The 12,925-nt window shown below is 38.9% G+C and carries 16 protein-coding genes; 4 read left to right on the top strand and 12 right to left on the bottom strand.

Features of this window, described 5'->3' with window-relative positions:
- The 3 genes from ACH63V_RS11595 to ACH63V_RS11585 form a co-directional block, all read right to left on the bottom strand.
- Nucleotides 1-246 (bottom strand): hypothetical protein (locus ACH63V_RS11595; RefSeq protein WP_396463572.1); only part of this gene is annotated, 246 nt, incomplete at its 3' end.
- Nucleotides 243-1,655, bottom strand: a complete 1,413-nt coding sequence (locus ACH63V_RS11590) for a glycoside hydrolase family 19 protein (RefSeq protein WP_396463571.1) — start codon at nucleotides 1,653-1,655, stop codon at nucleotides 243-245. The genes ACH63V_RS11590 and ACH63V_RS11595, both read right to left, overlap by 4 nt.
- A 5-nt stretch (nucleotides 1,656-1,660) precedes the next feature.
- Entirely contained in the window at nucleotides 1,661-2,077 is a 417-nt protein-coding gene (locus ACH63V_RS11585; RefSeq protein ID WP_396463570.1) for a hypothetical protein, read from the bottom strand.
- A gap of 76 nt (nucleotides 2,078-2,153) precedes the next feature.
- Here ACH63V_RS11585 and ACH63V_RS11580 point away from each other — a divergent pair, with 76 nt between their 5' ends.
- From ACH63V_RS11580 to ACH63V_RS11565, 4 genes are all read left to right on the top strand, one after another.
- Entirely contained in the window at nucleotides 2,154-2,849 is a 696-nt protein-coding gene (locus ACH63V_RS11580; RefSeq protein WP_396463569.1) for a hypothetical protein, read from the top strand.
- Nucleotides 2,837-3,040: a hypothetical protein gene (locus tag ACH63V_RS11575; protein WP_396463568.1), complete on the top strand. Its 204-nt coding sequence runs from the start codon at nucleotides 2,837-2,839 to the stop codon at nucleotides 3,038-3,040. The genes ACH63V_RS11580 and ACH63V_RS11575 overlap by 13 nt, the downstream gene beginning before the upstream one ends.
- Entirely contained in the window at nucleotides 3,037-3,471 is a 435-nt protein-coding gene (locus tag ACH63V_RS11570; protein ID WP_396463567.1) for a hypothetical protein, read from the top strand. Before ACH63V_RS11575 ends, ACH63V_RS11570 begins: the two co-directional genes overlap by 4 nt.
- A 141-nt stretch (nucleotides 3,472-3,612) precedes the next feature.
- Complete coding sequence (locus tag ACH63V_RS11565; RefSeq protein WP_396463566.1) at nucleotides 3,613-4,053, top strand: hypothetical protein; 441 nt, start codon at nucleotides 3,613-3,615, stop codon at nucleotides 4,051-4,053.
- Between the two features lie 55 nt (nucleotides 4,054-4,108).
- Here the strand turns inward: ACH63V_RS11565 and ACH63V_RS11560 are convergent, their stop codons facing one another.
- The 9 genes from ACH63V_RS11560 to paaE all read right to left on the bottom strand — a co-directional run bounded on the left by ACH63V_RS11560 (nucleotide 4,109) and on the right by paaE (nucleotide 12,903).
- The gene (locus ACH63V_RS11560; RefSeq protein ID WP_396463565.1) at nucleotides 4,109-4,492 is read right to left on the bottom strand and encodes a PaaI family thioesterase; all 384 of its coding nucleotides are present in this window, start codon (nucleotides 4,490-4,492) and stop codon (nucleotides 4,109-4,111) included.
- Between the two features lie 73 nt (nucleotides 4,493-4,565).
- Nucleotides 4,566-5,171: a DapH/DapD/GlmU-related protein gene (locus ACH63V_RS11555; RefSeq protein WP_396463564.1), complete on the bottom strand. Its 606-nt coding sequence runs from the start codon at nucleotides 5,169-5,171 to the stop codon at nucleotides 4,566-4,568.
- Nucleotides 5,158-6,123, bottom strand: a complete 966-nt coding sequence (paaX, locus tag ACH63V_RS11550; protein WP_000062822.1) for a phenylacetic acid degradation operon negative regulatory protein PaaX — start codon at nucleotides 6,121-6,123, stop codon at nucleotides 5,158-5,160. The genes ACH63V_RS11555 and paaX overlap by 14 nt, the downstream gene beginning before the upstream one ends.
- A gap of 53 nt (nucleotides 6,124-6,176) precedes the next feature.
- Nucleotides 6,177-7,466, bottom strand: coding sequence for a phenylacetate--CoA ligase PaaK (gene paaK, locus ACH63V_RS11545; RefSeq protein ID WP_130120854.1), 1,290 nt, complete (start codon nucleotides 7,464-7,466; stop codon nucleotides 6,177-6,179).
- Between the two features lie 40 nt (nucleotides 7,467-7,506).
- Nucleotides 7,507-8,715, bottom strand: a complete 1,209-nt coding sequence (pcaF, locus tag ACH63V_RS11540) for a 3-oxoadipyl-CoA thiolase (RefSeq protein WP_396463563.1) — start codon at nucleotides 8,713-8,715, stop codon at nucleotides 7,507-7,509.
- Between the two features lie 12 nt (nucleotides 8,716-8,727).
- Nucleotides 8,728-10,266, bottom strand: coding sequence for a 3-hydroxyacyl-CoA dehydrogenase (locus tag ACH63V_RS11535; protein WP_396463562.1), 1,539 nt, complete (start codon nucleotides 10,264-10,266; stop codon nucleotides 8,728-8,730).
- A 2-nt stretch (nucleotides 10,267-10,268) separates the two neighbouring features.
- Nucleotides 10,269-11,060 carry a 2-(1,2-epoxy-1,2-dihydrophenyl)acetyl-CoA isomerase PaaG gene (gene paaG, locus ACH63V_RS11530; RefSeq protein WP_065709522.1) on the bottom strand — a complete coding sequence of 264 codons (792 nt, stop codon included), beginning with the start codon at nucleotides 11,058-11,060 and terminating at the stop codon, nucleotides 10,269-10,271.
- Entirely contained in the window at nucleotides 11,060-11,833 is a 774-nt protein-coding gene (locus ACH63V_RS11525; RefSeq protein WP_396463561.1) for an enoyl-CoA hydratase-related protein, read from the bottom strand. Before ACH63V_RS11525 ends, paaG begins: the two co-directional genes overlap by 1 nt.
- A gap of 8 nt (nucleotides 11,834-11,841) precedes the next feature.
- A complete protein-coding gene (gene paaE / locus ACH63V_RS11520; protein WP_262010946.1) occupies nucleotides 11,842-12,903 on the bottom strand; it encodes a 1,2-phenylacetyl-CoA epoxidase subunit PaaE in 1,062 nt (353 codons plus the stop codon).
- Nucleotides 12,904-12,925 lie beyond the last annotated feature (22 nt).

The following is a 12,925-nucleotide window of genomic DNA, read 5'->3' as shown; positions in this document are numbered from 1 at the left end:
AAATAAACGATTAATACCATCTATTTTTTGAAAAAAGTAATAATTTACTTTAGGGCTATCTCCAAAATATCCAAAAGTTTCTATTTTTTTAGATTTCTGATGACAATCAGTTAGGTAGGCATCCAAATCATACATATTTTCATTATTATAATGACTATAATCTTTTTTAAAATTAATGCACTTATTTGTATCGGCATATACATTAAAAGATAAAAATATAAATAGAATCCATATATATTTTTTCACTTACACTCTCCATACTTAGCTATAAATTCTGTTGCTATTTTTAATTTTTCGTCTCGCCTTTCTTTCGCCTTTTTCATTCCAGGATTGACCACTACAGTTACTTTATTTGTAAGTTTGTCATCATTAATTTTACTATTATCTTTCTTTGTTATGTTATTGATATTATTATCTTTCCAAAACCATGTAGCACTTTCAATAGCAGCATTATAATCAGTTTGTAATAATTCAGGATTTTTTTCTATATCTAAACCGGTCTCTTTAGCACAACGAACATACGTTGCAAAGTGTGTTAAATGAATTAGACCTCGTCCTCTATAGTTTTTGTTTGGATATTCAGGAACTGAATAAAGGAATTGAGCAATCGCTGGATCATTTGACATGAAGTGCTTCTCTACATATTTGTACCTCTGATCTAAAGTAAGCTTTTCCATACCATGTCTTTTAAAAGCATTCGTAAAATTTGTTTTCATCATATTATACAAAGATTTACCTGTGTATGATCGAGTGGTATAAATCATACTTTCAATTAAAGCTTTAAATTCTTCTGTCTCAATTTTCCCTTGAGCCAAAATATGTACTAAATCTTTACAAGTATTACTAGAATATTTCTTAAGGAATTTGGGTAAGTTCAGTAAAGCCTGTTGAAAATCTTTCTTAGCTTTCGGAGCCACCTTTTTAATAAAATCAAGATCAATTTTCAATGATTTACCACAAGTTAGGCATTTGATATCACCAACCTCCGGAACTTTTACAGATAAATCTGGCTCATCAGGTTCAGTAGTCGAGTTATTACTTTTAATATCAAAGTAAACAGATAAAGTTATTGGTGTAGTTGATCGAGGTGTATACCCTTGAGGTGTTTTAAAAGGAGTATTATCAGGTTTAAATGGGTGAACTTGTATTCGGCTATGTAAAATAGACGTAATATTTAATTCACCATTTTTTACTTCTCGAGTAACCTCAATGAACTGTGGAGAATTTTTAGCTTCACCAACTAAATAAGAAACTTTCACTGTAAGAGGTAATGAATAAACTTTCTTGTCTTGTTCATTTTCATAAAATATGAATTTTGTCTTTGCTATACCATAGTCAGTCAAAAAATAAGGTGACTTAATGGAAGACGGTAATTCTCTCAACACATTGAGCGTCGTAATTTGATAATAGGCATTATCATTGTCGCTATCTTCTTTAAATTTGGTCATATCTGGTTGACCATTTTTATCAATAGGAGCTAGCACAAATACTTCTACGGCTCGACCATCAGATTGAAAAGTTAAAATACCTTCAGTATCACTTGTTAATTTATTATTTTTTTTATCTCCACCAACATAGCGTGTTGCCATAGGAAAGTTCAGCAAAGGCTTGTTGCTAGCATCAACAACTTTGATTTTATATTCAGTTAGTGCCATTGTGTTTATTCATCACTACCAGTTACAGAAATACTATCAAATGATGATGTATCATCGACTTCATCCTCATTAAAAAATATGTCATCAGGTTTATCCATTCTTATATTTTCACTATTGAATAATAATGCTTTAAATGGTTTCGCCTCCGCTGTATAAAATCGTAGTGTTGTGTCCTCATTAGAATTATTAAGATTTCTTTGCACAAGTAACTTCTTACTATCTGTGTCTATAACGAACACTTGTTTGTGAAAATCTTCAGGTGGTTCAATTTTCTCACCATTTTCATCTGTATATTCAAACTTATAATTTACTTTATGGCTATAATTATTGGGTGCAGTAGGCAATATATTCACAGGTGAAACAATTTTCTCACCACTTTCAAACTTATGTTGCCCTGCTCTAACTACAAATTTTCCGCCCATTTTAAATTCTCTATTTATCAAGTGCTTAATTTTTTGCTAAATTATATTATATATTAAAAAAATATTTGTAATTATTATGTCTTTAGTTATAGCTTTTAATCTGAATGATTTTGCCATTCTAGCAACAGACAGAAGAGGTGTATTACATTATGGCAATGAAAAAGAAAATATTATCTTAAAAATAGATGACAACTATCAAAAACTAAGAAAAATTCCTTTTGGCTTCTTTGCCTCAGCAGGCGACTACTTAATAGCTGAATGTTTTTATATTGAATGTATGACAGAGACATCACATAAAAGAAATTTAGATCAGATATTAGAAAATACCTACTATAGATATTGTAATCTAAAAGACGTTTGCCATTTTTCAGAAATGACAACCATCTTATTAATTGCAAAAGAGTTTAATCAAAATGGCAAAACTACCAAAGATGCGATTTTAGAAATCAATATCGAGTTTCAACATATAAAGATCCAAGAAGTTGATTCAATGAACCTTGTCGCATTGATGGCAAACATGAATCCTGATCAAAATTTTTGGAATAAAATTGGAGGCTATTTACGTTCTTCAAATGATTTTAGTAAATTTGAAGATTTTTTTAGCTATCATGTCTGCCTCATAAAGTACATTTGGCAAAAACAACTTAAATTTGATGACCTTATTTCTCATCATACCGACTTTTATTTTCATGATAGAAGAACAAGTAAAGGCATATTACTTCCAGCAGAAAGATTTGAAAAACTTCCCTTGGAAGGATCATGGATTCAATAACACACCATAGTTCATCAGAGATTTGGCAAGTTCCAAAATCTGGGACAAGCTACCTTACATCAGGAAAAATAGATTTGATGAAATATGCCAAAGGTAATTTAACAGCAATTCCAAATTGGGATAAAAATATGGTTGCAAATAAAAAAGATGTAACTGGGCTTTTATTTATTTCAGGAATCTCAAAACAATGAAAAAAATAATAACACTGCTACTCTTTTTTTGTATGACAGTAACTCTTTCAGCGTGCTCACAGAAAGAAATTTATCTTACTCCGGAAGTGTCAGGCTATATTTATAATAACGCTACGAAAGAACCTCTAAGACAACAAAAAGGCTTTATTGGATTTAATGGCTTAACTCCAAATGATGCTCCCGAGCTTGTTTCAAATAAAGATGGTAGCTTTACATTAAAACCTATTGCAAAAAAATATTACTTTTTTAAACCAGACATGCAGGAATACTCTAACATGGCTGCTTTAATTTATATTAGTTTTGATGGTTTTAAGGTAAAGGATATAGACTATTCTGAGGAGAAATATAAAAGAATAAAAGCTGATGAAGGTGAATTCAGACCTTATAAAAAAGTTAATTTAGGTGTTGTTTATCTAGACCCTGAAAAATAAGGTCCGTTCACAACTCATTATTTATAAAAGTTGATTAGCTTTTAAATGAAGTCTAACTCAAGTATACCCTTCTCAAAAAACCAAAGCTAAGTACAATAACCATGACTTAGCTTTGAATCAAAATCTGTAATATTTAAAAATATGGAAAGAAACGAATACCAAGAAGATAAGTATAGAAAATTCATTTACTCGAGTAAAAGACGTATTCAGCGAAGGGTTCTACAATTAGAAAAACTTACGGCTGAGGCTATTCATAACTACATTTATCTCAACTATAAAGATGAATGGTTTGAAAGTAACTTTTCAATTTTAAGTTGTTGGAAATTCTCTAAAAAAGACTTTGATAATGCCGACAAATTTTGGTGTGATGCCATTTATTTCGAAGACTTCCATATAGAAAAGGAACGAGTATTTACTTTTAATGGACACGCATGGATTGGCTTAGCAAGCAATGTTGGATCAGAATGGAAAGTACCAGTCTCAGGCAAATTTTTTATCAGTTCAAATGGGACAACTTTAAAAAGCTATACCTTAACTTTTTACAATGAAAGTCAGGAATTGGTTTTATCGAAACGGAACTAATAAGTGAAAATGTGCGTAAACAAGCCCAACCAGTCTGCTTAAAACCAACCACATCTTACGGCGCAAGTCTGTAACAGGTAGAAGTAAATAAAGCGACTCTATTATTCAAACCATCTGTTATTAACACTTCATAATGCGCAAATTTTTTACTACTGCCGACCTTGGTTGCCGTTGCAAATAACACCTTATCTTTCGCACCACTCATATAGCGAATATCCGCCTGTAGGCCTGTATATGGCGCATCCCCTGCATTACAAGCCATCGCAAAAGCGATATCGGCTAAAGAAAATATGACACCACCATGCACGCCGCCCAAGGCATTCATATGTTCGTCTTTTACATTAAGCTTGCAACGCGCTTCATCAAAACTACGATGCAGCACTTGTACACCCAATAGCTCTGCGAATTGATCAACTGCGGTAAATTCCATTTTTTGCACAAACGTCTCCCTACTCGTGCGAGTATTCCTTAAGTGTTAAACCTATGTATTGAAATCGACTTATGAATAGCCGTTAAACACTATCTTGTTTAATCTGATAGTTTGAAGCACTAAAGTCTTTATAGGTCAGGCGGTCATCCAACTCTGAGCTTAAAGGCTGAACCTCTTGCATTGAGTTTAAGCAGCGCTGTGCAAGCTCCATGTATTCTTGCGTGCCTCTGGTTTTCCACTTTTTTTCTTGTTCTGATAAATCACGCGCAACCTTGGCAGGACTGCCCATTGCCAATACATTTGCCGGAATAACATCTTTAGTTTTGACCAGACTATTTGCGCCAATAATAGTGTTTTCACCAATTTCGGCATAGTCTAAAATTACGCTGTTCATGCCGACCAAAACATTTTTACCAATGCGGCAACCATGTAAAGTTGTGCCATGCCCAATGTGTCCCATTTCCTCAACTAAAGTCACGCTTTGCGGAAAACCATGTATGGTGCAGTTATCTTGTACATTGGCATTTTGCTTAATATGAATACGACCAAAATCGGCACGCAATGAAGCAAATGGCCCCACATATACACCCGCTTCAATAATCACATCACCAATTAAAACAGCGGTTGGGTGTACAAAGGCCTCTGGGCTGACTACCGGAATAACACCGTCAATACTATAACAAGGCATGATTTAACCTCTCATTTGTCGCCACCAAACCTCCGAAACGGCGCCAATAATGTGCTGTGGCATTTGGCATTGGTCCTTCTGCTGTTGCGGCAACAGACAAGAAGTATTCATCGGCAGGTTCAAATACTTTTTTATAAATATTCATTGATAAAGTTCGTGCACTAATCGCAGGCCAGTCAGTTGGCAACAACTCAAGCGGTAGTGCTGGGTCTTTCAATAAAATCCGTCGATAATAATGAATCAGCAAAGTTCGAATTTGAAAGGCTTGAACAGGTTCGAGTTGTTCATTTTCCTGCATCAGCAACACGCCAATTTCCCTAAAAATATCGAGAAACTGTAGATATCTTTGGCGTAATTCATCGATTGGCCAGTTGGTTCTGAGCATACGTCCAATGGTATCGACCGAGTTATTAAAAAGCTGCAAAGTTTCGGCTTTAAACACCACCACTTGCTCACTCATATTTAAGTCAACTAACAAGCGTTGCAGCTCAATACGGTTACAACCCGGATACGCCATTAGGTTTGTAGAAATATTGGCAAATCCTAACCATTCGAGTTCTTTCTTTAACAACGCTTTATTTTCAGTGTCGAGGCTAGACATCAGAATAAGATCCCAATAATGGTCCCACTCTTTCATCTGGTCGTTATAAATACGTTGTTCAGCCTGCAAATAAGTCGAACGGCTCGAATCGGTAATTCGATAAAAACTGGTTCTGCCGATTTTGTCCGAACATAACCAATCATTTTTAACTAAACGAAAAACAGAGGTTCTTACAGCGCGGTCATTAAAACCAAACAGCTCTAATAACTGAATCAGGCTTGCAAGACTAATGTTTCCACCCCGATGAAGTACTGAATCTCCAAAAATTGTCGAAATAAGCGAAGTTCCACTTAAGGTCTCATTCTTTACAACAGAATCAATTATTTGCTGTATTTTTGCACTCATACTCATATCTTGGCGTTTAGTTTCAGGGTATAGATTCTATACCCTGAATGATCTTGATGTTAAGCAATCTGACGCATATCGATTACCCGCTTTGCCTTACCTTCCGAACGAGGTAAGGTCGCTTCTGTCACAACTTCTACAGTAACGCTAATCCCAATCATGGTTTTAATGCGTTTCATCAACTCCTGAGCAAGTTGATTGGCCTGTATAGTACAGTTATGACACATCTCTGTACGAATATGCAAAGTATCCATATGGCCTTTTTTAGTCACCAAAATTTCATAATTTGGAACTAAATGCGGAACTTGCAAAATTTGCTCTTCAATTTGGGTCGGGAAAACGTTCACACCGCGAATAATCAACATGTCGTCGCTACGGCCCACGATTTTATCCATCTTACGCATTGCCAGATTTTCTCCAGCGAGTAAACGGGTCAAATCACGAGTACGGTAACGAATAATCGGTAAGCCTTCTTTGGTAATGGTGGTAAAGACTAGCTCGCCAAGTTCGCCATCTTTACAGACTTCACCTGTTTCAGGGTTAATAATTTCTGGGTAGAAATGATCTTCCCAAATGGTTAATCCCTCGCCCTCACCTAAGCACTGCATCGCAACACCCGGACCCATCACCTCAGACAAACCATAAATATCGAGTGCTTTAATATTAAGGCGTTCTTCAATTTCACGGCGCAGTTCGTTGGTCCACGGCTCGGCACCAAAAATACCCACTTTTAAAGAAGTATTACGTGCAGTACCAAATTGCTGTTCGAGCTTTTCAATAATACTCACGCAATACGATGGCGTAACCATAATTGCAGTCGGTTTAAAGTCTTGAATAAGCTGAACTTGCTTTTCAGTTTGCCCGCCAGACATTGGAATAACCGTTGCACCTAAGCGTTCAGCGCCATAATGTGCGCCTAAACCACCTGTAAAGAGTCCATAGCCATAAGCCACCTGAACCATATCTTTCGCGGTTAAACCTGCCATGCGTAAGCAACGCGCCACGATATCCGACCACGTATTAATATCTTTTTGGGTATAACCCACCACAGTCGGTTTACCCGTTGTGCCAGATGATGCATGTAAACGCACAATTTGCTCTTGTGGCACAGCAAACATCCCAAACGGATAGTTATCTCTTAAATCCTGTTTGGTGGTAAATGGAAACTTTGCCAGATCGTCTAAAGTCACGAAGTCGTCAGGATGTACACCTGCATCATCGAACTTTTTCTTATAGACCGGACTATTTTCATATACAAAAGTCAGGGTTTGTTTTAACCGTTTCGTTTGCAGCTCTCGAAGCTCTGCAAGTGTTAATTGTTCAACATTATCCGTTGTAAGGCTGTCCATCGCCTATCTCCTCATTATGTAATTTTAAAAACCGTCTGAATTAATTTAAGTTTTCCAAAATCAGTGCAACGCCTTGTCCAACACCTACACACATCGTGCAAAGTGCATAGCGTCCACCTCGTTTTTTAAGCTCACGTGTTGCCGTAATCACTAAACGTGTACCACTCATACCGAGTGGATGGCCTAATGCAATTGCACCACCATTTGGGTTAACGCGTTCATCGTCATCTTTTAAACCAAGTTCACGCATACAAGCCAAAGATTGGGCTGCGAATGCTTCATTCAGCTCAATCACATCCATCTGATCTAGCGTTAAACCTGTTTGCTTTAAAATTTTCTGTACAGCCGGAACAGGACCTATACCCATATATTTGGGTTCAACACCCGCACTTGCAATGCCTATCACGCGTGCTAAAGGTTTTAAACCATGTGTATCTGCGAATTCACGGCTGGTAATTAACACACATGCAGCGCCATCATTTACACCAGAAGCATTTCCGGCAGTCACCGAGCCACCTTCTTTTCTAAAAGGCGCTTTTAGCTTAGCGAGTGCTTCAAGTGTTGTTTCACGCGGATGTTCATCGCGGTTCACCACAACCACGTTTTTCTTACGATCTACAATCTCGACGGGCAAAATCTCATCGTTAAAAAAACCGTTTTGCTGTGCAGCAGCCGTTTTTTGTTGGCTACGCAATGCAAACGCATCTTGATCTTCACGACTAATCTGATACTTTTCAGCTACATTTTCGGCAGTTTCGGGCATGCTGTCTGTGCCGTATTGTGCTTTAAGTTGCTTATTTACAAAGCGCCAGCCAATGGTGGTGTCATAAATTTCAGGGGTTCGGCTAAACGCTTCGGTCGGTTTAGCCTGTACAAATGGCGCGCGGCTCATCGACTCAACACCACCTGCCAACACAAACTGCGCTTCGCCTGCTTTAATTGAGCGTGCAGCAAGTCCCACCGCATCTAAACCCGAAGCACACAAGCGATTGACGGTCATGGCTGGCACTGTATCTGGTAAGCCTGCTAAGAGTGTCGCCATACGTGCAACGTTACGATTGTCTTCACCTGCTTGGTTAGCACATCCCAAAAACACTTCGTCTACCGTATTCCACGGTAAGTTCGGGTGTTTATCTTTTAAATATTTGATGGGCAATGCAGCTAAATCATCTGCACGTACTGCACTTAAGGCACCTGCATATCGTCCAATTGGGGTACGAATAAAATCGCAAATTAAAACGTCTTCCATGTTGACTCCTGATTATGCAAATTCGGTCATATCACGTGAATATTGAGTAGCAATGTTTTGAGTTTTTGCTACATATTGCTTGAGGTAGATACTCGCGCGATATTTTTCCTCTCCATACAGTGCATATAAGTTATTTAAAGTTTGGAGCACATAAGCACCGCCCATTTGTGTCAACCACTGGTAAGGCCCTTTAGGATAATTCACTCCATATTTCATGGCATTATCAATATCTTCCAGACTCGCAACACCATGTAAACTTGCTTCGCAGGCTTCATTAATAAGTAAAGCGATGGTGCGTAAGGTTAACAGTGCCGGATGGTCTTTAATCCACATGACACTGATACCAAACTGAGCAAAGTAAGCCTCAACTTTAGCGAGGTCACTTGCTTCACAAAGCTCGTTATGACTGAGTACTAAAGCCTCTGCTTGCTCAAAATCATGATGCCAATCCATTAAAACCACTTTACGGCTTAAGTAATGAATATTGGCTGACTCACCTTGGCTTAAACGCAAGTCGATATCATCAATTTGAAGAATATTGTCGTCACTCACAGATCCGCTTTTAAAACCTAAACGCGTTAAAAAAGCAGGTAGCTGAGACCAAGTCCCTTTTAGCTGAATATGTGCATCAACTTGTTTGGCAACCACAGCTTGAGGCTGAAATGTCTCGTACTGATTTTTTTCGTTATAAGTATAAAAGCCTTGTTTTGACTTACGACCCCAAGCACCCGCATCAACTAATTCTTTTTGAATGAGGCTTGGGCGGTAGCGCGGCTCGTAAAAAAACTCTTGGTAAACGCTTTGGGTTACCGAAAAGTTAACATCTTGCCCAATGAGGTCGGTAAGTTCACACGGCCCCATCGCAAAACCGCCGCATTGCTTTAAGGCATAATCTAGCTGGTCGTAGCTGGTAACTTGTTCTTGCAGTGCTCTAAAGCCTTCTGCATAAAACGGACGTGCAATTCGGTTAACAATAAACCCGGGAGTCGACTTGGTGAGTACTGGAATTTTTTTCCAGCCCAACATCAAATTTTTTAAAGCCAGACATAAGCTGTTTGGAGTTTTTAAGCCTTGCACAATTTCAACCAGTTTCATGACTGGCGCAGGGTTAAAAAAGTGTAAACCCACTACGCGCTCAGGATGAGCAATGCCCGCCGAAATTGCAGTCACTGAAATTGAAGATGTATTGCTTGCAAAAATGGTTTGCGCACTACAAATTTCAGCGAGCTGTTTAAATAAAGACTGTTTAACTTCTTTTTTCTCAACGACTGCTTCAATCACCAAGTCAGCATCACGCAGCGCTTCAACTTGATTGACCACTGTTAAACGCGCTAAGGCTTCATCAGCTTGTTGTTGTGTGAGCTTGCTCTTTTCAACCAGCTTTTTAAATGTCTGCCCTAAACCTTGAACGGCTTGTTGCGCTTTTTGAGCGTCCAGATCATATAAAATGGTCGAGTGCCCGTTTACAATGGCTAACTGGGCAATGCCGATGCCCATGGTACCAGAACCAATAACGGCAATTCGGGCACGAGATAAGTCTAAATCTGTCATGCTTAGCGCCCTTTAAAATTTGGTTCACGTTTATTCATAAAGGCTTGTACCCCTTCACGATAATCTTCAGAACGACCCGCAATACGTTGTAAATCACGCTCTAACAACATTTGCTCTTCAAAGGTGTTATTGCTTGATTGATGAATGGCCTTTTTAATAAGAGATAGACCAAATGTAGGCTGTTTCGCTAAACGTTCAGCGAGTTCAGTCACTTTTGTTTTAAGCTCGGCGTCTTCTACAACATCCCAAATCATGCCCCATTCTTTTGCGGTTTCTGCTGGGAGCTTGTCACCTAACAAAGCCAATCCCATAGCACGCGCATGGCCTACAGCACGTGGTAAAAACCATGTACCCGCAGAGTCTGGAACCAAACCTAAGCGGCAAAAGGCTTGTACAAAGTTTGCCGATTTAGCTGCAATCACCAAGTCACACGCCAGTGCAATATTTGCCCCTGCACCTGCTGCCACGCCATTTACCGCGCAAATGACAGGCTTTGGCATATTTACAATCGTTTTAATGAGCGGGTTATAGTAAGTTTCAATGGAATATCCTAAATCTGGAGCTTCAGCATTTGGGTCTACTACACGATCACCTAAGTCTTGCCCTGCACAGAAGCCACGGCCTTCGCCACTAATCACAACACAGCGAACTTCTGGATTTTTGGTCCACAGGTTTAAAACCTCAGCCACTTCACGGTGCATATCAACGTTAAAGCTATTCAGTGCTTTTGGGCGGTTAAATGTCAGGTAGCCAACACCATTTTTTTCTTCAGCAATAATATTTTGATAGTCCATCACTCACCTCTAAACACTGGCTTTCTTTTCTCAAAGAAAGCATTAATCCCTTCGTTTCGATCTTTTGTAGCCGCCAGCCAGACAAAGTTTTGACGTTCAAACTTGAGTCCCTGACTTAACGTTGTTTCATGAATACTTTTAATTGATTGTTTAATCACACGAATCGCTAAAGGCGCTTGTTTTGTAATTTTGGCTGCAAGCTGAACCGCATATTCAACGGTTAATTCGGTCGGAACCACTTGACTGCAAATGCCATGTTGCTCCGCCTGTTTTGCCGAAATCATTTCACCTGTCATGGCCCAGCGCATGGTGAGTTGTTGTCCAACCAAGCGTGCTAAACGCTGTGTTCCGCCTGCACCCGGCAACATACCTAAGGTAATTTCAGGTAAAGCGAATCGGGCATTTTCACCGCAAATCACCATATCTGAATGCAAAACCAACTCGAACCCAGCGCCTAAGGCATAGCCATTCACTGCTGTAATTAGTGGCTTACTAAACGCATCAATTTTTTGCCAAAGCTTCGGGCGAATATCGAGTTGCAAAGACACGGCGTCCATTGCAGCCAATTCGCTAAGATCTGCTCCAGCCGCAAAACATTGAGCATTACCTGTTAAAACCACTGCTTTGACTTGAGCATTATGTTCAGCTTCTTCGAGCAACTCGCATAAACACTGCAATGTTGCATTGTTTAAAGCATTTCTTTTTTCCGGACGGTTTAGGGTTAATAACAAAACACCATCAGTTGCTGTGCTGGCTTTGATCAACTCTTGCATGACAGCCTCTATTCATCAAAACTCAAGCGAACATTTGAGCCTTTTGGTAAGGTCTGACAGCTCAGCACATAGCCCTTTTCAACTTCATCTTCTTCAAGACTATAGTTAAGGAACATGTCGACTTCGCCTGAAAGTACCTTACAGCGACAGGTTGCGCATACCCCACCTTTACATGCATACGGTAAGTCGGCACCCGCACGTAAAGCTGCATCAAGAATACTTTCATCATCTTGAGCCACAGAAACAATCAGCTCACGACCATCTAAAATGATGTTGACCTTTTCTTCTTTACGGTTTGCATCTGCTTCAACACTACGTTTACGCGCTTGTCCTGTATGGAAACGTTCGGTGTGAATGCGCTCTTTGGCAATACCAAAGTTCGGCAACGTATTTTCTACGGCATTCATCATTTCGTCTGGGCCGCAGGCAAAAACATGGTCGAAATTTGTTTCAAGCACTTCAAAATCAAAAAGTTGCTTAAGCTTTTCTGCATCAATACGACCGTTCATTAGCTCACTGTCATTGAACTCACGAGAAAAAATATTGATGAGTTGAAAGCGTTCTTTGAACTGATCCTTCAAATCCATAATTTGCTCGGCAAACATGGTTTGTTTCCATGAGCGATTGCCATAGAGCAAGGTAAATTTAGCTTCAGGTTGTTCAAATAAAACTTGTTTAATAATTGATAAAATTGGGGTAATACCACTGCCCGCAGCAACGCCTAAATAGTTTTGCCCGCCGATCTTGGCTGCTTTTTGAAAAAACACACCTTGTGGTGGCATGACTTCAAGCACATCGCCTACTTTCAAATGGTCATTTGCCCAGTTTGAAAATTGTCCTTGATCAATTTTTTTAACCGCAATACTGATGTCTTCTTTACCCGCATAGCTACAAATTGAATAACAACGGCGGATTTCACCCGCTTCGGTTAAATGGCGAATGGTTAAGTGTTGACCCGGTTGAAATTGAAATTGTTCTTGTTGTTCAGGTACAACGTCAAATGCAATACAAATTGCCTGATCGGTTTGCGGTGTAATACTTTTTACTTTTAATGGTACAAATTGGCTCATGGCTGATTTCCTTATCTAAAGA

This window comes from Acinetobacter sp. ABJ-A23_2 (genome assembly GCF_044538765.1).
GTDB lineage: Bacteria > Pseudomonadota > Gammaproteobacteria > Pseudomonadales > Moraxellaceae > Acinetobacter > Acinetobacter nosocomialis_A.
Note: the sequence above shows the minus strand (reverse complement) of the source record. Positions and strands in the feature narration are given on the sequence as shown.